The organism is Nitrosospira multiformis, from assembly GCF_900110185.1.
Classification (GTDB): Bacteria; Pseudomonadota; Gammaproteobacteria; order Burkholderiales; family Nitrosomonadaceae; genus Nitrosospira; species Nitrosospira multiformis_A.
Genome location: NZ_FOCT01000005.1, coordinates 1 through 23,804 on the forward strand (window position 1 = coordinate 1; position 23,804 = coordinate 23,804).

Here is a 23,804-nt window from a genome sequence, read left to right on the forward strand (position 1 = left end):
CATCGTGTGCTGGTCGTAGATCTGCTGGGCAATGACTGTCTGCGGCTCGGGCAGATTTAACTGGTAGGGGTCGGCTGCCGCCATCGCCAGTCCGGGATACGTCACGTACGTCATGACTCCTGCAAAGGCGGAGGGTACGTTGATCTTCATGTTTTCCTCATTGATTCCCGAATATTTGGTCCACGAGTAGGGTTATTAAAGATAATCGGATTCTCTTATCCGGTATCGAATCGTATGCCTCAGCACGACGCGAAACCTTGACTAATATCAACTTTTATCGAGGTTGAGTGAAAGGGAATGAGCTGAGGTGATAAAGGGTGATAGAAGGGATAGAGGGGGATAAATGGACTCGGGCATATTCCCAGCGGGAGATATCCGGTTCGTACCCTACCAAATCTCGCGCGATCCGAAATTCAGCGGCAGGAGGATGAAGGGAGGCGATCTATCCGCGAGGGCATCGAAGTACGATAGGATGGGTAGAGGCTGAAAGCCGCAACCCCTCACCAAAAATTCGATGGGCTACTTTATTTGAAGGACTTGAACACGCCCAGGAACGGGTAGCGAAGGAAAGGATAGAGCGGGAAGCTCGGTGAACCGAGATTCCGGCGGAATCGCGGTGCCGCGTCAGTCTCTCCCGAAGAGGCCAGGGTCGTGTGCGAGGTGCCAGAATCCGTGCGGACCTTCGCGACAGAGCCCGAATACCAGGGATGGCTGAAGGGAAGGAACGATAAAACGCAAATCAAGAAAAGACACGCAGACTGCGTCCGGGTAATACTCGATCCGATCGAGAACAGGAAACACCGCAAAGTGGCGAAACCCGGCGAAAATCTCCTGTCGCCACGCCTCGCGGGCAAGAGCACTCTGACGCTCTGTTTCACCAAATCGACTATGCCGTGTCCATTTTGCTGTTGAAACAGGCTGATAACCTGCAGCAATCGCTTCCCACCAGTCCAGCAAACCGCTCTCGGCAGCGGGGGCATCAAGTTCTTGCGTACGCCACAGATTGACCGAGGCTACTTCATAGTCATCGTCATGGCTGACGATAATCTTCCAGTTGAAGGGCGAGAGCGGTTGAGGGAAGGCGTGGACCTGAGCCTCCTTTAATCGATGGTTTTTGACGTATGCCTCGCCAATCTCCACGGCCCGTGAATGCAGAATCCCCTGGAAGCCAACGTAACATCCCAGGATCAGCAAGGCAGCCACCGCCGGATATCGGCTTTTTGGCTTGAATATGCTGGTCACAAGGCCGATCACGATTATTCCGGTGAAATAGGGGTCGATAATGAATGTGAAGGGAATGCTGAAAGCATGCCTGGAAAACGGAGCCAAAAGCATCGTGCCGTAAGAGGTGATCACATCACCGGCTATATGAATGCCTATACCGAGCGCAGTGATGCCATAGAATGCCTGCCATGGATACGGCCGGCGTGAAAGACGAGACAAATTCGAGAGGAGCCAGGCAACCAGCCAGGCCCAGAAAGGCAACAGTATGATTGAATGGGTAATGCCACGATGAAACGTGATATACGTGAGCGTATCGATTGCGCGTAACACGAAATCGGCATCGGGAAACGCGGCTGCAATGAAGCCGACAGTCATGCGAGCGTGCAATGTCAGTTGCCCGGTGTCAGGGGCATGATGTGAGGGTGAAGCGGTTGCCCGCGCAAGCAATGCACCGCTTAAAGCATGGGTCAAGGTATCCATGCGGTGAAGGGATTTAATGAGAACTGATAATGGGGAACGAAAGGGACAGATCAAAGAGGTAGTGCAACGGAGCAGTCTGCTGGGCGCTCAACTGGGCACTTAGCGGGTGGGAAAAACAGCGGGACGCATTGCCGGAGTGATTCCTGTACTCTATCCTTAATCTACCCGTACGTACCCTTATGCATCCTTATGTACCCTGGGGCGCTTCTCCGCTATCCCTTCTTTCTCCGCCGTGCCAACGGAAAAATAGCATTCGATCCAGGTTTTCACCTACGGACAGGCATCCATCCAGAAATCGGCTCGTCCTGGAAGAACCGGACGAACTGTCGTTCATCCAGTGGGCAAATGTCGCCAGATAAATGGAAGTAAGCGCACTTTCTTCCAATGCGCGCCGGAGGTACGTAGCATCCCTCCCCGCAGCCTCCCGCATCCATTGCACAGTACGGCTAATGCGCATTAATCCGGGAATCTGAACATGCAGATGACCTGGCTCCAGCTTGCCATAGATCATTTGCCTTGTAGCCTTGCGGTAAGGGTAAAGAGACGCCAGCCAAGTCATGATCAGCCGGTGCAGGCGCTGCCGCGGCGTCAGGAAGGAAAAGTCCGGGGCCTGCGCCATCCTGAGCATTGCACTGTCTGCCCGCTCGAACCAGGCTTCAACGATATCTTCTTTCTCACGAAAATGCGCATGCACGTCATTCAGAGTGATGCCCAGCGCAGCCGCCACGTCATGCAGGCGTACGGCCTCCCACGATTTCTGTTCGCCAAGCTCAACTGCGGTGTTAACAATCTGATCAGCAATCATCATTACCGATTACATATCACACAAGTAGTTGATTCAGGAAGGAGATTTCAACAAACTCAGACTTGGTCAGAGCAAACGTAGCGCAAATCCCGATGCAATGTCAAGCATCTGTCAAGGAAGCTAGTAAAGCCAGGATTACTCCTGTTGGAGAAGGAGAATTGCTGTTCACCAAATCGTCGTTGACGAAAAACAGCCTGTTGCTCCCAGGAGTAACCGCTGGCGCCACCACCTCTTAACGCAATCCGAGGAAGCTCAAGACAGCGAGAAGGATAACAATAAAACCCACCCACCAGATTATGTTGTTCATGCCTGCCTCCTTAAGCCGGTTCATATTCAAATGATTGGGAGTTGTTTCACCCATCATTCAGGTACTTGCTGGTGACATTATTCTTCCTCTGATCAGGTTTTATTTCAGTTCGCCAACACACATATCAGGATTTGCAGCTTCATCGGTGCCTGAGGATTGCCTTCATCGCGCCCCGCTTCTTCGTCATTTGCTTCTCTCATGAATCAAAGTTACACGGAAATCTGCCAGGAAATGAACTACACTGAGTTCTGAATGTGAGGCAACCGAGATAACGATTGCGATAAATGGAGGAACCATGGCAAAAGCGAACCCGATTCAGGTACAGAAATTCCTGTCTGGTGTGGATTACCCCGCGAACAAGGATGAACTCGTGGATCATGCCAAATCCAAGGGCGCTGACGAGAATATAATGCAGACGCTCGAACAGTTGCCGGATGAAGACTATGAGACGCCAGCGGATGTGAGCAAGGCAATCGGGCAGATCAAATAATTCCTGGGAGCCTTACGGGGCAGGATAAAGTCCGTGGGGAATCCACGTATCCGAAGGATGAAACGTGTAAGGCAATGAGACGATACCGGGAATAGAGAACAACAATAACCTTTTTTACTGACATTGGCAGCAGGTAATTTTCCTCCGGCTCTCCCGTTCTCACCCCGCAAAATCGCGGTTCTCCATGCCAAGGCGGTGGGTGACTTTATCGTCATCCTGCCCGCGCTGGATGCGATTAAACGGACATATCCCAATGCAGAACTCATCCTGCTCGCCAAACCGTGGGTAAAGGAATTCTTCTCCGGTCGCCCGTCGCCGGTTGATCGGGTTGTCAGCATTCCCCCACTTGCCGGTGTCAATGATCCTGTGGAGTCAAAAGGCCGGGTTCCCCCCACAGGCAGCGACGCCTACCCTGTCGAGGTCGAACTGTTCTGCCAGGCGATGCAAGGCGAGAAGCTCGATGTCGTCATTCATATGCAGGGTGACGGTAAATCCGTCAACCCCTTCATCAATAAATTTGGCGCCCGCGTGACGGCAGGCATGTGCAACCCGCCTGCCGAATCCCTCGACCGTTCCATCCCCTATGTGCATTATCAGAGCGAGGTTCTGCGCAATCTCGAAGTGGCCGCCTTGGTTGGCGCTCATACCACAAGTACTGGATTCGAACCACGCATCGAGGTGACGGAATCCGACGAACAGGAAGCAGAACCGGTCCGCCAGACGATCAAGGGCAAACCCTATATCGTTATCCACCCGGGTGCGGATGATATCCGCAGGGTATGGCCTGCAACCAGGTTTGCCGAGGCAGCAGATTGCCTGATCGGAAAGGGATATGAAGTTGTCGTGACAGGAACACCGAAAGAAGAAGAGCGCGTCGCGAATGTCATTCGGGCAATGAGTCGCCCTGCGATTCCCTGTACCCGACTTGGCCTGGGCGGTCTGGCGGCCCTCTTACAGCAAAGCGCGCTCGTCATCAGCAACGACACGGGTCCGCTCCATCTGGCACGCGCGGTAGGCGCACGTACAGTCGGGATTTACTGGGCGCCCAACGCACTCAACTGGGGCCCGCTCAGCCGCGACCGGCACCGGGTCGCGATCGGGTGGCAGCTTGAATGTCCCCAATGCGGCATCAGGCCTGTTTCACCCTGGCCGTTTCAGCCTCAGACGCCGGACTGCAGTCATCCGTACTCATTCGTGGAAAGTGTACCGGTTGCAGAGGTTCTTGCATTGGTCACTGAATTATTGCGCCCGAGGACTGAGCACCAAGCCGTTTTTCAGTGAGCATTCTGAACAAAGTTGCCGACGACTCTTTGCCAGTCGTTGGCAAACCGCTGGATGCTGAATCGGCGGGTTGCGTACTCCCGCGCGTTCCGGCTCAATTCCTGCGCATGATCGTGATCATCGAGCAGATAACGCATCCGTTCGATCAGCTTGTCCACATCCGTTTCGACATAGCCCCTTTTGCCGTTTTCAACTGCGGTGACCATCTCGGTTGTCGCAAGCCCTACGATGGGCAGTCCCGTCATCATCGCTTCACAGACGGATAACCCGAGGCTGGTATAACGAATGGGGTTGAAGAAGAAACGGTACCTAGCGACAAGAGCCGGCAGTTCATCATGCGACACTTCCCCCAGGCCACCCAGTTCCGTTGACCCCATCCCCACCAGGTCCAACGGTATCTGTTCACGGATTTTCTCGAATACATCGAGACCCAGGCGCCGGCCGCGCTTGTGCATGTTATTCACCACGACAATGCCTTTGGCATGCTCGCCCGTATATTTCACGTTGTCCGGCACCATTACCCCATGATCGATGACGGCGGTCGGTGTTCCGTTACTGTCCCACATCAGGCGGTTGAAATCGGTTACGTGGACCAGAAGCATGGAGGGATCGTCCACCCAGTGCCCAGTATTGGTTGGGTGTTCCTGCGGGGGATCGTGCTCAAGGTAAATTTTGGGCAACCGCCGCTGCGCCTCGGACAGGATTTCATACTGGTCAACCTCGTAATTCTTGCGATGTTGAAACAGAATCACATCAAAATCGAGATCCTTCACCTGCTCGATGGGCACGTCGTGCACGTTATCCCCCCAATCGAAACCACGCGCACGGCCGCCGTAACCTGCACCCTCTCCTTTGGGTAAATAAAACTCCAATGGAGCTTGCGTGAGGTAGTAAAGGTAATTACCGTGGATATGCCAAGTAAGGACCCGCAATCTCTCCTGCCTTATCGGTCTCTCCTTTCTTCCTTGATTCCCCATTACTTCCATATCAATGCCCAATTAATTCCTCCAGCGCCCGGATTGCCACTTCCGGCGTCTCCACGTCGTTTCCCGAAACAACCCGATGACGGACCTGATCCAACGGACCCCAGATCAAAGGATCGGTCGTAGTAAAGACAGTGACACTCGGGGCATCGACCGCTACCGCGAGATGCGCAACACCCGTGTCATTCGAAATCACCGCCTGGCTGCCTTTCAGAAGGGTGGCGAGCGAGCCGATGTCGGTTTTACCGGCAAGATCAATCGCTGTACCCGTCATTTTCCCCGCGACCGCTTGCGTGAGCGGTTTCTCTTCCGCGGTGCCCGTCAACACTACTTTCAAACCCTGCCGAATACACTTATCAGCCACCTCCGCAAAATGCGCGGCAGGCCAGGGGACGGCGGAAATGGCACCCGGATGCAGGCAGACGTAAGGCTTATCGCAAATAGTCGCATATTCTTCCAGTGCCTCAAGTTTTTGGTAGTCCGCATCCAATACCGGAAACTCCATTGCCCTATCCCCCGCCCGGTCCGTCTGGCCCAAACCGAGAAACTCAAGCAGCGCTAGGCTCTTCAACAGCTCAGGCCGCTCCACGGGATAGGGCATGAAGAAATCACGGTTAGGCCAATGGCCATCCTCGCCCGCAAACCCGGCTTCAATAGCCGCTCCAAAAAGGGAGACGACAAGATTAGAGATTGTACCTTTGCCGTGCATTTGCAGGACAAGGTCGTATTGTCGCTGCTGCATGCCATCCAGGAAGGCCGTAACCGCTTCGGCCTTGAAGGGGCACTCCGGCAATCCAGGAAAACCCGGAAATTCGACAAACTCGTCGATATAATGATAGTAACGCGTGGCAAGCGTCTTGTTCCAGGGCAAGCCGACATAATCGATGGTGGCTTGTGGAAAAGCCCGCCGGATCATTCGCAGCGCCGGGATGAACAGCAGGAAATCTCCCAGCTTCAGGGCCCTGAAAACAGCAATTCTTTTTATTGGCAGACTGGGTAGCCGAGCCATATGCTTCCCCTTCCCTTACGTCCCCGGTATGAGTCAAAATCAGTCAGAACCCTTTTACTCAACAGTATTGCATGTCAGCCAAGGTTTCGCTATTTTTGTAGCCAATTCTCCTGTTTTAACTCTTCTTTTCTGAAGTCCACTTATTGAAAGGAGTCACGATGTTCATATCCAGCCCGGCTTTTCCTAATCGCACCATCGTTCCCAAGCCACATACCTGCATGGGTGAGAATGTCAGCCCTCCCCTGGAGTTTGGAGATCTTCCCCCACAGACGAAAAGCCTGGTCCTGATCGTGGAAGACCGCGATGCAACACCAGTTCCCTGGGTACACTGGCTGGTATTCAATATTCCCCCTGACACCACAACGGTTTCAGCCGGCAGTATTCCCGCGGGCGGGACGGAGGGCATTGCCAATGGGGGGACGCACGGTTATGAAGGTCCTTGTCCCAAATACTTCCACGGCACCCACCACTACCATTTCCAGTTATTCGCCCTGGATGTCGTATTGGATTTACCCGCAAGCGCAAATAAAACTCAGGTGGCGGCAAGCATGAAAGAACACATCATTGATTCCGCGACGCTCGTCGGTTTGTGCGAGGGGACGAAGGCCGAAACGGAGGCTTCTTGAGAGATTTGCATAAATTCTCACCTTAATCCCCGCCTCTTTGCTTAGCCCGCATCTTATCCAGCTATAGAGAGGATAAAAGCAAAGGACAGGTTAATTGAATTATTGGTTGAACAATATTTTTTTCTGCCTCAACTGTGTCTTTCCATACAGAAGTCTTCAAAAATAAAGATAAAAATAAGATTTACCTGTTATGTGTTCACTGGCATCAGAAACTTAAATGAATCTCTCCCCTGGGATCACTTCTTCAAAGGAGAACGAATCATGTTACATGCCGAAGACCGAACGAGCAGAGATCGCGTTCGCCACTCAACAGCCCCAAATGTGAACCGCGAAATAGACCGCCAAACAAATAGCAACATCCGACGTTATGCCAACAGCAGCGAGGAAATCATCAATCGGCGCATTGAGGAGCTCGAGCAGGAGTGGGACATCGAGCGCGCACTTGAAGCCAATGCATCGGCACTGGCCTTGACGGGTCTTTTGCTTGGCCTGACTGTCAACAGGAAATGGCTGGCGTTACCCACGGTTGTACTCTCATTCCTGCTGCAGCATTCGCTGCAGGGGTGGTGCCCGCCTTTACCCCTACTGAGACGTTTGGGCGTGCGTACACGAGGCGAAATCGACCGTGAAAAATATGAATTGAAAGCGTTGCTGGAGGGGAGGTAATTTCTATTAGGCGGGTAGAATTATCCAAAGAACTTTATCCAAAGAACTCAAGATATTTACTCGCAAAGAGACTGATGGACGCCAATATTATTAATAATGCCCGCATGACGGGTTGCTCGAACATGGGTTGAAAAGCGCCCTCGCAAATGCTGTTTATTTTTTCAATAGTTGCATCTGCTTTTATACGGTCGCTTTTATTACTTTTGGGTAGTTTCTTGATGCGCTCAAGGACGGAAAGCTTAAGTTGTTTGGCTACTTTTCGAATCATGAAGCCTGAAAAAAAGAGTAACGAAATGCTCACAGCAAAGGTGATGGCCTTGCTAAGCGGAAAATCCTGATTATCAAAATAAGTAATTTTCGCAAATAGCATCAACATAATGCAGAGCATTGGATAATAAATAAGCTCATCCACTACCCGAGTCCTTTCTGCAACCACTTCAATAACCTTTTCAAGTGACTCAAGTGGATTATTAAAAGCATTAAGATTTTCCTCACCATTTTTATCATCGAGCAGGGGATGTTGTGTACGCAGCTTCCTGATCCAAACAAAGCTCAGTTTGACCGCATCGAGTATAAAAAAGAGCAGGACCATGATTACGACAAAACTCGTGACTCCTGTCCAGTAAACCCATGTACAAGTAGGACCTCTACAGGGCCACGGCCAAGGCGGCAGTATGTAAATAAGTATGGTTTCAATGATGGCGAAGAATAACCATATCGCGACAGCTCGATTTACACAGTGGTCAGCCCGGTTATACTTGCAATATTCCCTCCACAAACTATTGTCGTCCTTAGTTGTTACTTGGAGATTATCTTTTTCTACCCAATCTTTGATAGAGTCAAAGTTAAAATTATCTTCGTCCTTCTTAGTCCAAGTTCTAGTTAAGAAGAAGATTGTAAGGAGAACGAGCCCGATTAAACATGGCCAGAACCGAAAATCTGCCGGGTAGGCATCATTTACTGTATAAGCTATCGCAGTGGATATAAAAATAATGATGGGCAGTCTTAGCTTGGGCTGAAAAAACTCAACCCAGGTGATTAGCCGCGGCAACAGCGGTTTAATCTTTTCAGGAAGTAGTAGTTTAACCTTTTCGGGAAGTGGTTTTCCCTTTTCGGGAAGCTTAAAAATATGAAGGTGCTCGGGTTCCTTTAGGTCAATTTTAAAAAAAGGAGCATTTTCATCCACATTCAGGCTATCAAAATTTTCCTCAAGCTCTTTCCTGGCCTTATAAAAAAACGCCAATGCAAGGAAGATTGCAATAATTTGTATGAATATGGTAGGCCAAAGACTGGTACCATCTGTAAAGCTGAGCGGCTCTCCTACCTCTTTAGTCGCAGAAAACAAAGCGATGGCAAATATCACCAATGTACCAAACGATAGGTATATCGATAGTCTGTCTGAGTGAGCGCGTATTCTCCAATAGAAAGCAATAAGAGAAAATATGATCCACGTGAGCAACGTTAACTCCGTTTTGATCTGCTTCGCAGCGTCGTCGGGGGGATGGTAATAATTTAAGTCTTCGTATTTCTCCTGTATTGAGGACAAGCGGACCAAAACGTCACGGCCTATTTCAAAAATTTGAGGTGAGGTAATTTCAGATTTTTCGACATCACCTTTGACGATACTGATTGTGCGGTAAAAAATGCTGGTTTGTTGACTATCCCGAAAGGAGGGAAATGTGCTCTGATATTTTTCGTTAAGTAGCAGATCGAAGTTTGAAGCTACAACGAGGTTTCTAGTCGAGGGCCAGTGCTTCGCATGAAGCATTTGCGCATCGAGATCAGTTGTGAAAACCAGCATATTGGGCATTTCTGCCCGCAGGGCTCCAAGTATCAGCAGCTTGTCATAAATATCACTGCCAAAGATTCCTACTGCTTTTATCCCGCTATCACGTTTCTCTAGATTTATCTTCTTGTGGGGGTTTCTAATATCCTCTGCCAGTCGATGAAAGTAATCCAACTGTCTCGGGCCAACAGCCAAGGTCGTTGGATTGTCCATATCGACAACAGAAAGGCGCTCAGCCCGTTTGTTCGTTGCTTGCTCACCCTCATTTTTATCCTGTTTTTGGATTGTTTGGTGGGCATCCAGGCCTTTCAGATAGAAGACGTTTTTTATTTCACTTTCATGAGCACACGGAACAATAGGCTCGTTCATGATTTGTTTCCCTTCGATATCTTTAATATCTTTAGCAAGGGAGTTACAGAGCGTTTTGCGGAAGCTATGTGAGAAGTTACGTACATTCTCTGAATCCTGTTCTGTAATGACCATCAAGTCAGATGGTCCTTTAATATGCTGGCGCTTTATCAGCTCCTCAGTTAATTTTCCAATTAATTTTTCAGTAAGTTCTTTGCTGCCTGTGCCAGCGGGTTTGATGAATGCGATATTCTTATGCTTTTCTGTTATCTCCTCGAAATGATCTCGACCAAAAATATTGTTGAGATCAAATAGATAAAAATTATTCTTATCCTCCTTTCCGGGTATGAGCAGATTACCTGGTACAAAAGCAAGCTTATCAAGAGACAACTTCGGATCATCATCATCCGTCTCAAACATCTCGCTATTCATCCAGGCAACAATAATGTCTGGCTTATCTCTGGATTGATGAAAGTAATGCTCCCAGCGCACGTCATATTTATTATTGCTACTGCTCTTTTGATCAGGACCTTTGTTGCTACTGTTTTTTTTACTGGAGCAAAAGTGCAAACGGTCCGATTCCGAGGGGCTATAACCTGATTCTATCAATCCGGCAATTACTGCATAACGTTGCCTGGTTCGCAGCTCTTTGTTTTCTAAAGAATTAGGTTGAACTTTTAATAATGGAGCCAATATTTTTACACCGCTTTCACTGATACCAGGCATTCGCGGGTCATTGCTGGAAGCATTTAAAATTTTATTTAACTGATATTCGCATTGGTCCTCGGACTCTTCTTTCTGGTCAAAGGGTTCCAAATCCATCTTTTTAAGTACCTTATAGTGGACGTTAGATCTCTTTTCTAAACTGTCATTAAACTCAATGTAGTATTCATTTTTTTGGGTATTAGAGTCCAGATCAACGCCAAAAGGGTCCTGCCACAGCCAGCTTTCGTAGGCGTATTCTTTGATATGCGGGACTTGATTTTGAGTGTATGGGTCAAAGGGACGGCCGTTCTCGCGTGGCACGTCATACCACATCAAGAGCCCAAATATGAAAAGTAAGGTCAACCCTGCCGGCGCTAAGTCTGGCAATTCTGGCTCTTTTTCCTCGGCCATAATCTGCTATAACCCCTGGGTTATTATTAGGTGTTGTTTTACAGCAGCATAATCAGACGGCGAATTTTGATAACTTCCTACTTCTTAAAGGGGCTTGAACCTAGCAACAGCGGTCGCTCTCAATGCTCGGTTCAAAATCGCACCGAACCTCCTTCTGTTAAGTTCAAGTTATGTAAAAACAAGGCATATAGGCTTCTATCATCCCGGAAGACCCCGCAATGACTCCTTTCGAATGGATTGTCCACTCCTCACCTTCGTAATCAACCGCCTTACCTCCCGCTGCCCTGATCATGCAGACGCCTGCTGCCATGTCCGTCAGTTTCGTAGACGGACGGAAAAACAGGTCTAGCCGTCCCGCCGCAACTTCTGCCAGCGATAGTACCGGCGCCCCCAATACCTTTACTGCGCGTGCCTGTTGCAATACGCGCGATAGCTGATCGAGTGTTTCCGGGCGCGTCTGCATTTCAGAGGAAAAATCGAGTCCCACAACTGCGTTTGTCGGGTCAGTACGTTTCCTCAGTTGCGTAACTTCTCCATTTATTTTTAGCAGACCCCCTTGCTGTGCGCTATACAGGATGTCGTGAATCGGGTCGTAAACTACGCCTAGGACAGGCGTTCCATTGCGAAGAAGCCCGATAGAGACAGCAAGAAGTGGCGGATATCCAGTCATGTTTTCCGTCCCATCCAATGGGTCAACGACCCACTGGTCGCCTTGCTCGATAATGACTCCACCGCTTTCCTCTCCATAGAAATGGCACGGGTAGAGTTGCAGCAGCGCTTCTTTCAGGAATTGCTCGGATTCCCTGTCGGCGGTTGTCACGACCTGCCGGAGGGATTTGAATTCGGCTATCACACCTTGAGTGTAGTGCGCTTTGATAATGCCTCCGGCTGACCTTGCTATTTGTTCTATTTCCTCGATAAAAAAAATGCCCTGTTCGGGCAAGCTGATCTTCTGGTTTTTCATAGGCGCTTTGTTTAATTCAATATTAAATGGCATAATCGCTATACCTTGAGGGGGCATGTAGGATGTGAACTTGCGAAACTGCGTTTTCGACTGAATTCCGGGTCAAGCCCCGAATGACGTCGGTTATTTACTGAAGCTATGTTGTTTACTGCTCACAGGGCCAGCTCTTTCGGAATATCGAAATTTCTGTTGACTACGGTGGTTGGCGCTTCCTGATGGTAGGCGCCGGAGGGGATAAGGCCGCAGCCGCCGTAGCGCTTCATGACCCTCAACTGCGCAAGAACGTCCTCCCCCGCATGTTCTTGCGGCACCTCTTGCCAGAATTCAAACCCGCCCGTTTCCCGTAGCTTTTCCGTGTCATACAGCACGCAGCCCCCCACCCAGGCGATCTTGTATTTTTTCTGGGTTTCCGGAGTCAATTTCAGTTTTTCCTGCACATGAAGGATATTGGCGGCATTGTGCAAGCTGTAGCGCTGCCAGCTTGCGTGCTGGGGGGTAATAATCTCCGGTTCAACGCGTCCGTGCCATAGCTCGATCGCCTGCTCCGAAGGCCGGCAATCGTCCCGATATGACAACCCGATGACTGCCTGCCCGACAAATCCGATCTCTTCTTCCTGATGCGCCTGCAGCATGTTTCCCAGAACGAAAGACTCCAGCAGAATGTCATCGTCGAGGTAAAGACAGTATAACGAATCGACCGTATCCAGCAGGAACTGCCGTTGCTGCGCCAAGCCGCGACGAGGCAGATTGGTCAGTTGCTGCACCGCATGGCCTTTTTTTTCCAGAAGGCGAATTGCCGTCTGCACAGAGGCATCCCTATAGACTGGGAGGTCGCTCTGGTCGGAAATAACGACAGCAAAATCCTGGTATTGCTGGAAACAAAGCCCCGTAAGCGTCACCGCCAAGGCCGTAGGGCGATTGTAGGAAGGAATGACTACGGTAACGCCTGCCCGCATCATGTAGCCCTTGTTTATTGATCTGGCGAATGAACAAAACGGTCCTCGGAGCGCAAGGGACGGAATGCAGTAGCATGCGCGGCCTGCCGTTGTTGTTTCCGCCTGGATCCCGGATTAGGCCCAGAACGACGCAATATAAATACAACCCGGGTTTGTGCTTGCTTCATATATCCTCGCTATATCTATCAGGCGAGCAAAGGCTGACTTCATTATGCGGAGTGAAGCAGGCGGCCACTGCAACATCAGGAAGGCTGCTAAAAGTTTGGACTGGATTCCGGGTCAAACCGGGAATGATGGATCTATATTTTCTCCTTTGTGGAGAAACAAGCTCACCTACACCCGCCACTATTGCCTCCGGCGAAGCCCTGGGTGTGGATACTCCGGGAAAAGACTGAAGCAGCCGGTTCTTTGTCCTCAATTCCGGCGGCACCTCGAAGTAAAGCACCTTGCTCGGCACCTGCCACGGAGTATGTTGAGGGTTGGTCATCGCGTACAGCACCACTACGGGGGTGCCGACGGCTGCGGCAATATGGACAGGACCAGTATTATTCGACACCAGAACGGACGCCGCTTCGATGAGGACAATGAGTTCTGCAATGGATAGCTCACCGGCGAGATTCACCACAGTTGGCCCGAGTTGGCGGGCGATCTGATCCACATAGCCACGCTCGCTGCCACTGCCTGTGAGCAGGATTTTATAACCTTGCCTGATGAGCGACTGGCAGGCCGTTACATAATCATTGGCTGGATAAAGGCGCTTTTCTTCACTAACCCCGGCATGGAGCACGAGCCAGCGCATGCCCGCCCGGATGCCAACAGCATTTAATATATTCGATACCTTTTCCGCTGCTTCTTTCCGCGTCTCCTCCGGAATTTTCAGCAAGAGCCTTGTATCGGAGGTTTTCGCACCGACCATCTCGACCAGCCGAAGCTGCCGTTCGACCTCGTGGACAACATAATCGAGCGGTTCCCTGTCCGGCACCCACTGATTGATAAGCTGATAGGGGTTTTCACGACAATAGCCCAGAACGGTTTTGATACCTGCCAGGTAGCACAGCATGCCCGCGGGCAGCGGATTCTGACTGTAGACGGTAAAGATTACCGCGGCATCAAACTGAAGGGCTTGCAATTTACCAGCAAGCGCCAGCAATCGTTGCGCTCCATTGGTTTCGGTCGTCTTTACCCAGGGAACATCGAACGGAATCGTTTCGTCCACTTCTGGAATGAAGGGAGCAATGCATGCTCCCACGGTGGAAGTCAGTAACGTTATTTTTCTGCCCGGAACCGATTCCTTGAGTGCCCGCATGGCTGGCTGGCTCATCAGCACGTCGCCCATGTTGTCCGGGCGGACACATAATATGTTCCTGTAATTTTTCCAAGCTTCGGCAAACACTTTGGTTTCCCGGCTATGCAACCTGTTTGTCCATGCTTTTGATCCTGGAAATGATGTTTGTCGTGGATCTATCCTGGACAAAAGGCATGATTTCCACTTTTCCACCATATGCCTGGACAACCGGCGCTTCGGGAAGCGTTTCGATCGTATAGTCGCCGCCTTTTACATACAGATCCGGCTGAATGACTTCCAGAAGATTGATCGGAGTGTCTTCCTCGAATGACGTCATGAGTGTCACCGACTCCAATCCGGACAGTATGCGGATACGTTCGTACAGGTTGTTGATGGGGCGATTGCTCCCTTTCAGGCGTTTAATGCTCGCATCGGAATTGAGGCCCAGCACGAGGACATCGCCCAGATCCCGCGCCTGTTCAAGGTAGCTGACATGGCCGCTATGAAGGAGGTCGAAACACCCGTTGGTAAACACGATGCGCTTGCCTTCTTTTCTGAACGCAGCCAAGCGATTATTCAAGCCTTGCCAGTCGGGGATATATTTACTGCTGCTTCCCAGATAATGCCGCAGTTCGTTCTGAGTGCAGGTCGCGGTGTGGGATTTTTGAAGTATCACCATCGCCGCAGACTTGGCAATCTCACCCGCCACTTCAATGGAAGATCCGGTGGCAAGTGCCAGCGTGAGCGCACTTACATAAGTGTCCCCTGCTCCCGCGGCCCTGGTGTTCTCTACCGGTTTGGAGAAGGTGCGATAAGGCTCTTTGCCGTGCTGAAACAGCAATGCGCCTTCGATATCGATGGTAGCGGCCACATATTTCGTTCCGGTTTTTTTGAGCAGCTTCTGTCCATAGAGCCTGATCTGCTCCGAACGCTGACCGACAGGCGCCGGTTCCGTGATGGCAAGCAGCGTGACGAGTTCCTGGTAGTTCGGCTTGGCCACGGTCGCCCCAACCCGGCTGTATTTATCGAGCGATTTTGCGTCGATTACCAGAGTTTTTTCCTTTTTTTTCTGCAAAGCACGCAGAGCATCGATCACCCTGTCCGTGAGAATGCCATATCCATAATCGGAGACAACGACAGCATCCATCTCATGAAACTTTTCGTTCAAGGTATCGATCATCTGCTGTTCATGCTTATTGCATACCCGTTCCGTCGTGCCGGCATCAAAACGCACCAGCAGTTGGGTGCCTGCGGCGACACGCTGTTTGGTAAGCGTCCGACGGGTTGGATCGCAGATAACCAGGGAAATGTCGAGGCCATGACTGACGAGCGATTCTTTCAGCAACTCGGCCTCGTGATCACATCCGACAACCGAAAGATAGTGGACTGTGGCACCCAGTTGTGCCAGATTTACTGCCGTATTAGCTGCCCCTCCCGGCACTGCCTTGACATCCCTGATATCCACGATAGGAACAGGCGCTTCCCTGCAGATACGGTTTGCCGCCCCGTCGAGATACACATCGAGCATCGCGTCGCCGATTACCAGTACGTTCAAACCGCTAAAGCGATGGATAGTGGCAAGATAATTGCTGTTCATGCTGCCTCCTTTTACCTGGAATGTGTCGTCTGTAGGCTATACGGGGTCAAAGCAAATTCCAGTGAGCAATCGAGAAAACTGCCAGTATCAGCAGTGGGCGACCTCCCCGCGCACGGTATCGCAGTTGGCACCCTGACAAATAATTTCCGCTGCTTCCATCCAATCCCTTACCGAATACACGGGTTCTCGATCGCTACCCTTTACCCACTCCGTCTCGTTACCGTTATCCAGATGAATCGTGCGGCAGCCCGCGCGATTTCCCGCTTCCACGTCATTCAGGATATCGCCGATCATCCAGGAGGCTTGCAGGTGCACGCCCTGATCTTTGGCAGCCTTTAAAATCATTCCCGGCATCGGCTTACGGCATTGGCAACCATCGGCCGGCCCATGCGGGCAGTAATAAAAAGCGTCGATGGAAACGTCATATTGCGCCAGCAAGGACTGGATGCAGCCGTTAACAGGAAATAAATCCTTTTCCTCGAACAAGCCCCTGGCGATCCCGGATTGATTGGAAATGACAATCAATTTATAACCCGCATTTTTCATATTCCGGAGGGCTGGACCCGCACCCACGGTCAACCGGATATATCGCGGATCGACGTTGTAAGGTACGTCGCGAACAAGGGTACCGTCCTTGTCGATAAACACCGCCTTTCCGGTTTCAGTTTCCGTAAGCACTACGGCCACGATGTCTCCCGCATCGGAAGAACCATAACTTCGGGAATCACCGTCTCGTCGGGTTGTGTCAGGACAAAGTGCACGGTATCCGCCACGTTTTTTGGATCCTGGAGAACGTTTGGATCGGTATCGGGGAACCTGTCCATGATAAAAGGCGTGCGCATTCCGCCTGCTATTACCGCAGTGACCTTGATATTATCCCGGCGTCCTTCCGCGTGCAGTGCGTGGCTGAAACCGAGCAGGCCCCATTTGCTCGCATGGTAGGCACTTGCCTCCGTCCAGACACGCTTCGCGGCTGTCGAGGCAATGTTGACGATATGACCCTTGCCCTGACGCTTGAGAAGCGGATAGACAGTTTTCGACAACAGGAAGGGACCGCATAAATTGACGTCCACCACCCGGTCCCAATCGGTCACGCTTAAATCTTCAATCCCCAGTGTCATGTCAGTACCGGCGTTGTTGATCAGGATGTCGATGCGGCCATGCTCGGCCATGATGTCATCGACAGTCTGCCGAATATCCTCCGCGTTGCGTACATCCAGCATGAATGGATAAGCCGTGCCGCCCCCATCGTTAATGGCCTGGGCCACGTTTTTCACCTTGTCTTCCTTGATATCGCAGGCGCAGACGACTGCTCCTGCCGCGCCGAGCGTGTTTGCGATCGCCTCGCCTAACCCCTGGCCTGCGCCAGTTACAATAACGACTTTGTCAGTCACACTTTGTTGATTCATGCTTGATTTTCCTCTTATTAACGTTTTTAGCCATTTCCTGGACCTGAAAGTGCTTTATTGACCACTCTTCCGTTATCTGAACGGTATTCAGGTCGTCCACCACGATTTGCTGCTCGATAAGATGGCTCAGCACATGGAGAACAAGCAGTTGTACTTCCTGGATGCGTGAAGTTTCGTTTGACGGAACGATGATGCCGACATCAGTCAGTTCGCTGGCAGGACCGCCCTCCTTGCCGAGCAGGCCGATGCAGAACATCTCGCGCCGGCGCGCAGTCCGGAGCGCCTTGACCAGGTTGACTGACTGCCCGCTCGAGCTGATGACAACCAGAACATCTCCCGGCTGCCCATGTGCTTCGACCTGTCTGGCAAACACATCGTCAAATGTATAGTCGTTCGACCAGGCGGTCACAAAGGCGGTATCGGCAGTGAGTGCCATTGCGGGCAAGCCGCGACGACCGTTCGCCTCGAACCGCCCCATGAGTTCGGCTGCAAAGTGCTGCGCTTCGGCGGCACTCCCGCCATTGCCGCAAACCAATACCTTTCCGCCGCGTGCCAACGACCGGTAAATAGCCTGGGCCGAATCGAGGATGGCAAGGCGGATTTTCCGCCTGGACTTTTCAATAGTCTCTATTAATGACCCGAAGGAGTCGTCGATGTAGGACAAGGAATCTTCTTCGTCATCCGCCCGCAGCGGGCTCTGGGTTGCAATCCGCTCGTACATGTTGGCCGTGAGATGCGTTGCCTTCATCCAGGTGTAATTCTGATTGACATGGCGGATGGCGTTTTCCTTGAAATACGTCATGAGCTTGTTGCTGCTCAAAAGCTCTATGATGCGGCGGCCAAGCGATGCGGGGTCGTTAGGTGGCACGAGAAAGCCCGTCCTGCCATCCATGACGGTGGATTTAATGCCCCCCACATTTGAACCGATCACGGGCGTCCCGCAGGCCATTGCTTCAAGCGGGGTGATCCCGAACGGTTCATACCAGGGCGTGGTCGTGAATACGTCGCACGCGCTATAGTAGTAATGCAACATGTCGCGCGGGCGGCGCCCGACAAACGTCACAAGATCGCCCGCACCCTCTGTTTCAGCCAGTTTTTGCAGGCGACCGATTTCAGGCGTTGTTTTTGGATCGGGCTCATCCGACTCCCCGCCCACTATCAGGAGACGTGCTTCGAAGTTATGCTCGCGCCGCATGTAGCCCAGCGCTTTTATGACGTTATCGACACCTTTTCGCCGCACCATGCGCCCCAGTTGCAGGATGATCTTTTCCTTGGGATCGAGTTTCAGTGCCATGCGCGCGAACAGCTTGTCGAGAGGATAGATCTCATCCGGTCTGAATCCGTTTGGAATAACCGTTATTTTTCCCGGATCAGCTTCATAGAGATTGACCAGGTCATCGCGATCCTGCGGGCACAAGGCGACAATCTGGTCTGCTTCTGTTATCACCCTTTCTTCGATGGCAAAACCCTCGTCCGGGAACCAGTCATTCCCCCCCTGGTGAAGCCTCCGCACTTTTGCAAGAGCGTGAAAGGTAACGATGAAAGGAATACCCAGTTTTCGCTTGATATCCGCCGCCACCAGCCCGGACATGAAGAAATGGGCGTGAACGAGCTTGTAGCGATTGTTTTCTGCCTTGATAAACCGCAGGATGTCCCGCGTGAAGGCAGGCATATAAGGCAGCAGCTTTTCCTTGGGAATGAACGTGACGGGCCCGGCTTCCACATGGACGATGCGTATGCCATCCCGCCAGTTGAGGATTTTTGGAACACGACGGTCATCCCAGCGGGTAAAGACGTCAATTTCGTAGCCGAGGGCGGCAAGATGCCGGGCCAGTTCGGCTACCGCGATATTTTGTCCGCCGGTGTCCGTACCCCCTATTGCCGCGATGGGTGAAGCGTGTTCACTGATGAGGGCAATTCTCTTCTTCATACTCCTCCCCTTTCATTGAAGCCGGTCGCGAAGCACCTGCCGGTAAGGAAACAGAAGAGGGCGCAAGCGAGAGCACTTCCTGTTTCTACAGGCCGACGTCTGCAAGTCCAGCCAGAGTATGTCGGATGCCGCAGCGATCGAGGACTACGAGATTTTCAATGGAGACACAACTGCACTCCAATGCAGTCTATCCCTTTGATCCCAGATCAATCACCGACTCGAATTAGAGCAGAACCCGAATTTTAAGAACGAAAATACGTTCCCTCTGTTCGGTACCACACTCATGCTGAGCGGTGAGGCTTTTCCGGTGGAAGCCTGCTCAGGCCAGGCGAAATGGTGATGCGTTATTCTCCGGGCTTTCCGGTGCGGGCATCTGCAACTGAAGAATAAGCAGGAAGGGTATTCTTATGACGCGGATACGAGGTTTGTTCATCCGGGAATCTGATTGATTCCCGGCCTTTTTCGCGCACTCGGCACGGATTCAATCAATCGAAACTGAGCGAATAAAGCACATCGATCGCATTATCCATTCCCGCACGGGCAACTAACGTGATCTTGGGAGTTAGCGCATAGGTGAGCTTCGTCACACCCGCCGCCGCGGCAAGGCCTTGTTCGTAGCTGATGTAAGCCTCCTTCGACAGGCGCTTGCCGATCGTGCCGATTTGTCCGGTCAATGGATCGCTTCCCGCCTGCCGGATCGATAGCTCGTCTACTCCCAGTGCCCGGGTTATTTTATCGGTCACACCGCCGGACTGCCCTCCGAGAATGGAGCCGGCCGCGGCAAGCAATAATGAGGCGTCTGCCTTGCCTCCCGGAGCCCGCCCCAGCGTAATCCACGAGAGTTTCTCCAGATCGGACACGGCCGGCGTCGACACCAGCCGTATGACGGGATGACGCACGCTGCCAGTCACTTCCACTCCTGCCACCACTGCCAACCCCTTGCGCACTGCACGCACGTTCAGTGCCGGATCGTCGATCGAACCCTGAAAGCTCACGATGCCTCGCTCCACAGTCAGGTCCTGCCCATAGGCCTCGAATTTCGTATCCTGAGCGGTAATGGTGCCGACAGTACGGAGCTTCTGTCCAGGCTCGCCCCTCAAATGCAATTGTCCGGCAAGCCTGCCTTCCAGCCCCGAGGCATGAATGTAGAACCGCTCGCCCAGATCGAGGGTAGCTTCAACATCGATACGCAATCCCCTGCGCTCGGATTGCGGTCCATCCGGCGCGTCCCGGCCGATGATAATCACGTCATCGGGCAAATGAGGACGACCTGCGGTAGGCTGCGCCAGCAGGCCTGCATTCGCCATGAGATTCCCTTTGAGGGTGAGCATATTGTGTTCCAGCGTGGCATTACCGCTTCCCGAAGCAATAATCCAGCGATCGGGCCGTTGAGCCAACGGAACAAGATTGGCGGTAATTTCGACACTGCCGCGCTCCCCGGTAAAATCCATGACTCCCGACGCCCGCAAAGTACCCGGTCCTTTTGCGAGTTCCAGGTGCCGTAACAGAGGGTCCTGCGGAGGGGATTGATGCGGTGACGAGAAATTCAGGATGTCCATGTGAAGGGATTTCTCGTCAAAATGCGCGGCGAGCTTTCCCTGTTCAAGCCGCACGCCATGCTCCAGCGAGGCAACCGCAAGATTATCTCCCTGTATCTTTCCTTCCAGACGCGGCTTGCCAAACGTCCCGATCACATCTGCCTGCAATGCGACTGCACCGCCGGTTTTGATGCTGTCGTCAATAGCGGGACCCGCCCAGGAAATATCCTGCATATTGACAAAGAGGTGCCCGGAGAGGGCAGCATCCTGCAAAATCGTCCAGTGCATCCCGGACTCTACTGATTTTGCCAGCGGCATGGAGACAAGAGCGTTCGCCTCGCCCAATCGCTTGCCTCTTGCAGTGAGTTCTGCGGTCAGTTGGCCCTCTGTGGCCCGGCCGGACAATCTGAGGATTTGCAGACCCAGCGGTAGCGGCGGCTCGTCCGGCAATATCCAGTCGCCACCCTCGCGTTCGATGTCAATAAAACCTTTCAGTTGGCTACCGGCTGAAATATCCCATTCTCCGTGTAGCCGGAGAGCTTCATAAGCTGCTCCCCGATCGGCTTCATACCGCCTGCGCTCGTCCGCACCTGCGTTTTCATTTGCCCCTGCAGTCTTTACGGTCTTCGCTGCCGCCACAGCCTCCGCAGCCCCCTCCGACTTTTTCCCTCCAGCCCCGGGACGCAGCCCAATCCCCGAAAAATGCCCCTTTGTGCTCCACCTTTCAGGGCTCCAATCGATTTCACGAATCTGCACTGCGCCTCCCGCGATGCCGATATTCGATAAACCGAGTGATGCGTGGCTGGAGCCGATTCGCACGGGAGAGGCATTTTTGAGGCTAAATGGAACTCGACCGGACCCGGACAACTCCACCAGTTCCCCCGCCCACTCGGCATCCGGCCACTGCCCCATCTTGGTGAGACCCCCTCTGCCCCGGAGGAACAGGCTCTGATCATCGACCAGTTGGACAGAGACCTGGATCTCGTGTTGTGAAGTACTACCCCCCACTTCCACACTGAGTTGTTGCAGGCGGGGATTTGCCTGGAGCCGGTAGTCCGCAGCCAGGATCTTTAACGTGATCGCATCGCCGTGCAGCTTGCCATCGGCAGTGAAATTATCCAGATAATGCTCATTCGGGAGCTTGATACCCTTTCCCGTGGCGTAAAAGCTTATATCCGCCAATTCAAGCGGCTTCTCGATAAAACTGGCGGAACTGCTCCCCATTATTGCCTTCGCCATCAGTGAGCCTGCAAGTCCGTAGCCGATTTGCGCCAGCGCAGGCGCGTTCAATTCAAGCTGTAGTTGATCACCTGGACGCCCGTAACCGCCATGCGCCAGAAGCCGGTTCGTGCCGAAGTTTAACTCGATTCCCCCTTTAGCCCGGCTGAGCCCTGCAAACTCGATGCGGCCATTGCCTGATACCGGTTGTTCCGCTACGTGACTGTTGGCGATTGCAAACTGAGCCGTACCCGCCGGTTCTGAAACTTTTCGGGAAGATTCGCGTGTTCCGGTTGAACCCAGTTCGCCTGTCAGTTTGAGTGTCGCGTTGAGATCGGTTCGAGGCCCCTGTAAAAACGCAGAAATATCGAAGCGCCGCAAGCTGCCCGCCAGGTCAAACTCCCGCTGCCCGTTCAACTCCATCCTGGCTTGACCGGTGAACAGGGATTGCCCATGGTTGAGGCGCACTTTTTCCAGTGTCAGCACATCGTCCGCCAGTGTCATATGAACACTCGCACTCAGCTTCCGATCATGAAGCGCCAATATTCCCTGCTGCCTCTTCACATCGGCACTGAGTCTCAGCGATCCACTGACATTCGTGGGGCGTATGCGCGTATCCAGCCTGGCCATGTTAACCTGCAGGACGCGCAAATCCGCCGATCCGCTTGCCTCCGTGAGTTGCCATACGACATCACCCATGATCGATCCGCCGCCTGGCAGCAGCAGTTTCAAGTCATGAAGCTGGAGCAATTCCGCTGACAACACAGGCTCCGCGCGCGCCTCGAGCACCGGGAGACCGCCCGCATCCAGGGCGGCAGGCTTGCTGTTTTTAACGGTCAGGGTACCTTCGAGTTGGCCCGCCATTTTTTCATTCAAATCCGCCTGCAAATCAAGCTTGGCCTGAGGCGCCGTAGCGGAAAAAACATGAGGATCCAGACCGCTCAGTGACAACCGCAGGCCCCCCACCACAAACGGGGCAAAGGGACGCAATTGCGCGTCTCCCTCCCCTGACAGCCCGGCGCCCTGCCCCTCGATTTTCACGTCGATCTGTGCCAGATCGCCGCCAAGGGTGGCAGAAATGCGTGCTTCCGATTTCTCCGTCGACGTACCGGCTGGTTGTTGCACTTTGGGAACGGCAATTCCTGCCAGGGTTACGTGACCTTCCAGGGGAAAAGGCTTCTCGCCTTTCAGTTCGGCTGATGCAGTGAGGCGGCCATAGTCGAGCATGACGCGCAGTTCAGGAATCTGATGAACGTGTCCATCACTTGTCAATTTCGTGGCAAGGTCCAGTGCCCGAAAAACCGGAAGGCCCCCTTTTTCGCGCATCACACGGAGGACGCCGATCTCGAACTTGCGCACATCCAGCGACAAGGGCAGTTCCAGATTATCCGGCTGTGTTGCCGGTTCCGGAGAAGGGAGTGAAACCACTTCCACTTCCCCCGCTGTCAAGGCGATGATCTTGAGTTGGCCCGACCGTAATGCACCGGGTTCCCAATCCAGTTGCACCTCCCGTGCGACGATAAGCAGGTTTTCCCCGGAAAAGCGCATGCGCCGGACGCTGACGGATCGGGACAGTTTTCCTTCCAACCCTTCAAAAGAAATGCTATCCGCGCTCAGGCGAGACAGGGCCGACCCGAGCCAGACGAGGCCCGAGTTGCTTGTGGCCAGCCAGAGGGCGGAGCCTGCGACCGCGAGGATGATGAAGATCGCCGCCAGCAACATCCATTGCCACCAGCGGAAGCTAGGGAACGCATGCTGGATTCGCTGTTCGCTTGCAGGCTTCATG

The 23,804-nt window shown here is 52.6% G+C and carries 17 protein-coding genes; 4 read left to right on the top strand and 13 right to left on the bottom strand.

Annotated features, from left to right (window positions below):
- Positions 1–624: 624 nt before the first annotated feature.
- Complete coding sequence (locus BMY01_RS06875; RefSeq protein WP_217638624.1) at positions 625–1,695, bottom strand: metal-dependent hydrolase; 1,071 nt, start codon at positions 1,693–1,695, stop codon at positions 625–627.
- A gap of 196 nt (positions 1,696–1,891) precedes the next feature.
- Entirely contained in the window at positions 1,892–2,512 is a 621-nt protein-coding gene (locus BMY01_RS06880) for a TetR/AcrR family transcriptional regulator (RefSeq protein WP_074745611.1), read from the bottom strand.
- A gap of 599 nt (positions 2,513–3,111) precedes the next feature.
- Between BMY01_RS06880 and BMY01_RS06885 the strand changes: the two genes are divergently transcribed.
- Positions 3,112–3,306 carry a DUF2795 domain-containing protein gene (locus tag BMY01_RS06885; protein ID WP_011381097.1) on the top strand — a complete coding sequence of 65 codons (195 nt, stop codon included), beginning with the start codon at positions 3,112–3,114 and terminating at the stop codon, positions 3,304–3,306.
- 195 nt (positions 3,307–3,501) lie between these two features.
- Positions 3,502–4,587: a glycosyltransferase family 9 protein gene (locus tag BMY01_RS06890; RefSeq protein ID WP_139176774.1), complete on the top strand. Its 1,086-nt coding sequence runs from the start codon at positions 3,502–3,504 to the stop codon at positions 4,585–4,587.
- Here BMY01_RS06890 and BMY01_RS06895 read toward each other — a convergent pair.
- Positions 4,581–5,519, bottom strand: a complete 939-nt coding sequence (locus BMY01_RS06895; protein WP_254772645.1) for a glycosyltransferase family 4 protein — start codon at positions 5,517–5,519, stop codon at positions 4,581–4,583. The two genes, BMY01_RS06890 and BMY01_RS06895, sit on opposite strands and share 7 nt — an antisense overlap.
- Positions 5,520–5,574: 55 nt before the next feature.
- Positions 5,575–6,579 (bottom strand): glycosyltransferase family 9 protein, encoded by a 1,005-nt coding sequence (locus BMY01_RS06900; RefSeq protein WP_074745615.1) that lies wholly within the window; start codon positions 6,577–6,579, stop codon positions 5,575–5,577.
- A gap of 158 nt (positions 6,580–6,737) precedes the next feature.
- Between BMY01_RS06900 and BMY01_RS06905 the strand changes: the two genes are divergently transcribed.
- Both BMY01_RS06905 and BMY01_RS06910 read left to right on the top strand, forming a co-directional pair.
- Positions 6,738–7,205, top strand: a complete 468-nt coding sequence (locus tag BMY01_RS06905) for a YbhB/YbcL family Raf kinase inhibitor-like protein (RefSeq protein ID WP_074745617.1) — start codon at positions 6,738–6,740, stop codon at positions 7,203–7,205.
- Positions 7,206–7,466: 261 nt separating this feature from the next.
- On the top strand, positions 7,467–7,871 hold the full coding sequence (locus BMY01_RS06910) for a hypothetical protein (RefSeq protein WP_074745619.1): 405 nt from the start codon (positions 7,467–7,469) through the stop codon (positions 7,869–7,871).
- A gap of 34 nt (positions 7,872–7,905) precedes the next feature.
- Here the strand turns inward: BMY01_RS06910 and BMY01_RS06915 are convergent, their stop codons facing one another.
- The 9 genes from BMY01_RS06915 to BMY01_RS06955 all read right to left on the bottom strand — a co-directional run bounded on the left by BMY01_RS06915 (position 7,906) and on the right by BMY01_RS06955 (position 23,803).
- On the bottom strand, positions 7,906–11,121 hold the full coding sequence (locus BMY01_RS06915; RefSeq protein ID WP_074745621.1) for a hypothetical protein: 3,216 nt from the start codon (positions 11,119–11,121) through the stop codon (positions 7,906–7,908).
- A 163-nt stretch (positions 11,122–11,284) separates the two neighbouring features.
- Positions 11,285–12,085: an inositol monophosphatase family protein gene (locus BMY01_RS06920; protein ID WP_175463224.1), complete on the bottom strand. Its 801-nt coding sequence runs from the start codon at positions 12,083–12,085 to the stop codon at positions 11,285–11,287.
- 152 nt (positions 12,086–12,237) lie between these two features.
- Positions 12,238–13,044 (bottom strand): glycosyltransferase family 2 protein, encoded by an 807-nt coding sequence (locus BMY01_RS06925; RefSeq protein ID WP_074745625.1) that lies wholly within the window; start codon positions 13,042–13,044, stop codon positions 12,238–12,240.
- Positions 13,045–13,204: 160 nt separating this feature from the next.
- Entirely contained in the window at positions 13,205–14,434 is a 1,230-nt protein-coding gene (locus BMY01_RS06930; protein ID WP_074745627.1) for a glycosyltransferase family 9 protein, read from the bottom strand.
- A gap of 13 nt (positions 14,435–14,447) precedes the next feature.
- A complete protein-coding gene (gene rfaE2 / locus BMY01_RS06935) occupies positions 14,448–15,923 on the bottom strand; it encodes a D-glycero-beta-D-manno-heptose 1-phosphate adenylyltransferase (protein WP_074745629.1) in 1,476 nt (491 codons plus the stop codon).
- Positions 15,924–16,010: 87 nt separating this feature from the next.
- Positions 16,011–16,610 carry a D-glycero-alpha-D-manno-heptose-1,7-bisphosphate 7-phosphatase gene (locus tag BMY01_RS06940; protein WP_254772646.1) on the bottom strand — a complete coding sequence of 200 codons (600 nt, stop codon included), beginning with the start codon at positions 16,608–16,610 and terminating at the stop codon, positions 16,011–16,013.
- Positions 16,601–17,332 (bottom strand): SDR family oxidoreductase, encoded by a 732-nt coding sequence (locus BMY01_RS06945; protein ID WP_074745631.1) that lies wholly within the window; start codon positions 17,330–17,332, stop codon positions 16,601–16,603. The genes BMY01_RS06940 and BMY01_RS06945 overlap by 10 nt, the downstream gene beginning before the upstream one ends.
- A complete protein-coding gene (locus tag BMY01_RS06950) occupies positions 17,310–19,262 on the bottom strand; it encodes a glycosyltransferase (protein WP_074745633.1) in 1,953 nt (650 codons plus the stop codon). The genes BMY01_RS06945 and BMY01_RS06950 overlap by 23 nt, the downstream gene beginning before the upstream one ends.
- Positions 19,263–19,747: 485 nt before the next feature.
- Positions 19,748–23,803 carry a translocation/assembly module TamB domain-containing protein gene (locus BMY01_RS06955; protein ID WP_081353808.1) on the bottom strand — a complete coding sequence of 1,352 codons (4,056 nt, stop codon included), beginning with the start codon at positions 23,801–23,803 and terminating at the stop codon, positions 19,748–19,750.
- Between the last annotated feature and the right edge of the window lies 1 nt (position 23,804).

Bases quoted from the DNA above. Each gene is read 5' to 3' on its own strand.
- BMY01_RS06880 (WP_074745611.1), bottom strand. From the start codon at position 2,512: ATGATGATTGCTGATCAGATTGTTAACACCGCAGTTGAGCTTGGCGAA.
- BMY01_RS06885 (WP_011381097.1), top strand. From the start codon at position 3,112: ATGGCAAAAGCGAACCCGATTCAGGTACAGAAATTCCTGTCTGGTGTG.
- BMY01_RS06900 (WP_074745615.1), bottom strand. From the start codon at position 6,579: ATGGCTCGGCTACCCAGTCTGCCAATAAAAAGAATTGCTGTTTTCAGG.
- BMY01_RS06905 (WP_074745617.1), top strand. From the start codon at position 6,738: ATGTTCATATCCAGCCCGGCTTTTCCTAATCGCACCATCGTTCCCAAG.
- BMY01_RS06910 (WP_074745619.1), top strand. From the start codon at position 7,467: ATGTTACATGCCGAAGACCGAACGAGCAGAGATCGCGTTCGCCACTCA.
- BMY01_RS06915 (WP_074745621.1), bottom strand. From the start codon at position 11,121: ATGGCCGAGGAAAAAGAGCCAGAATTGCCAGACTTAGCGCCGGCAGGG.
- BMY01_RS06920 (WP_175463224.1), bottom strand. From the start codon at position 12,085: ATGAAAAACCAGAAGATCAGCTTGCCCGAACAGGGCATTTTTTTTATC.
- BMY01_RS06925 (WP_074745625.1), bottom strand. From the start codon at position 13,044: ATGATGCGGGCAGGCGTTACCGTAGTCATTCCTTCCTACAATCGCCCT.
- rfaE2 (WP_074745629.1), bottom strand. From the start codon at position 15,923: ATGAACAGCAATTATCTTGCCACTATCCATCGCTTTAGCGGTTTGAAC.
- BMY01_RS06945 (WP_074745631.1), bottom strand. From the start codon at position 17,332: ATGAATCAACAAAGTGTGACTGACAAAGTCGTTATTGTAACTGGCGCA.
- BMY01_RS06950 (WP_074745633.1), bottom strand. From the start codon at position 19,262: ATGAAGAAGAGAATTGCCCTCATCAGTGAACACGCTTCACCCATCGCG.
- BMY01_RS06955 (WP_081353808.1), bottom strand. From the start codon at position 23,803: ATGAAGCCTGCAAGCGAACAGCGAATCCAGCATGCGTTCCCTAGCTTC.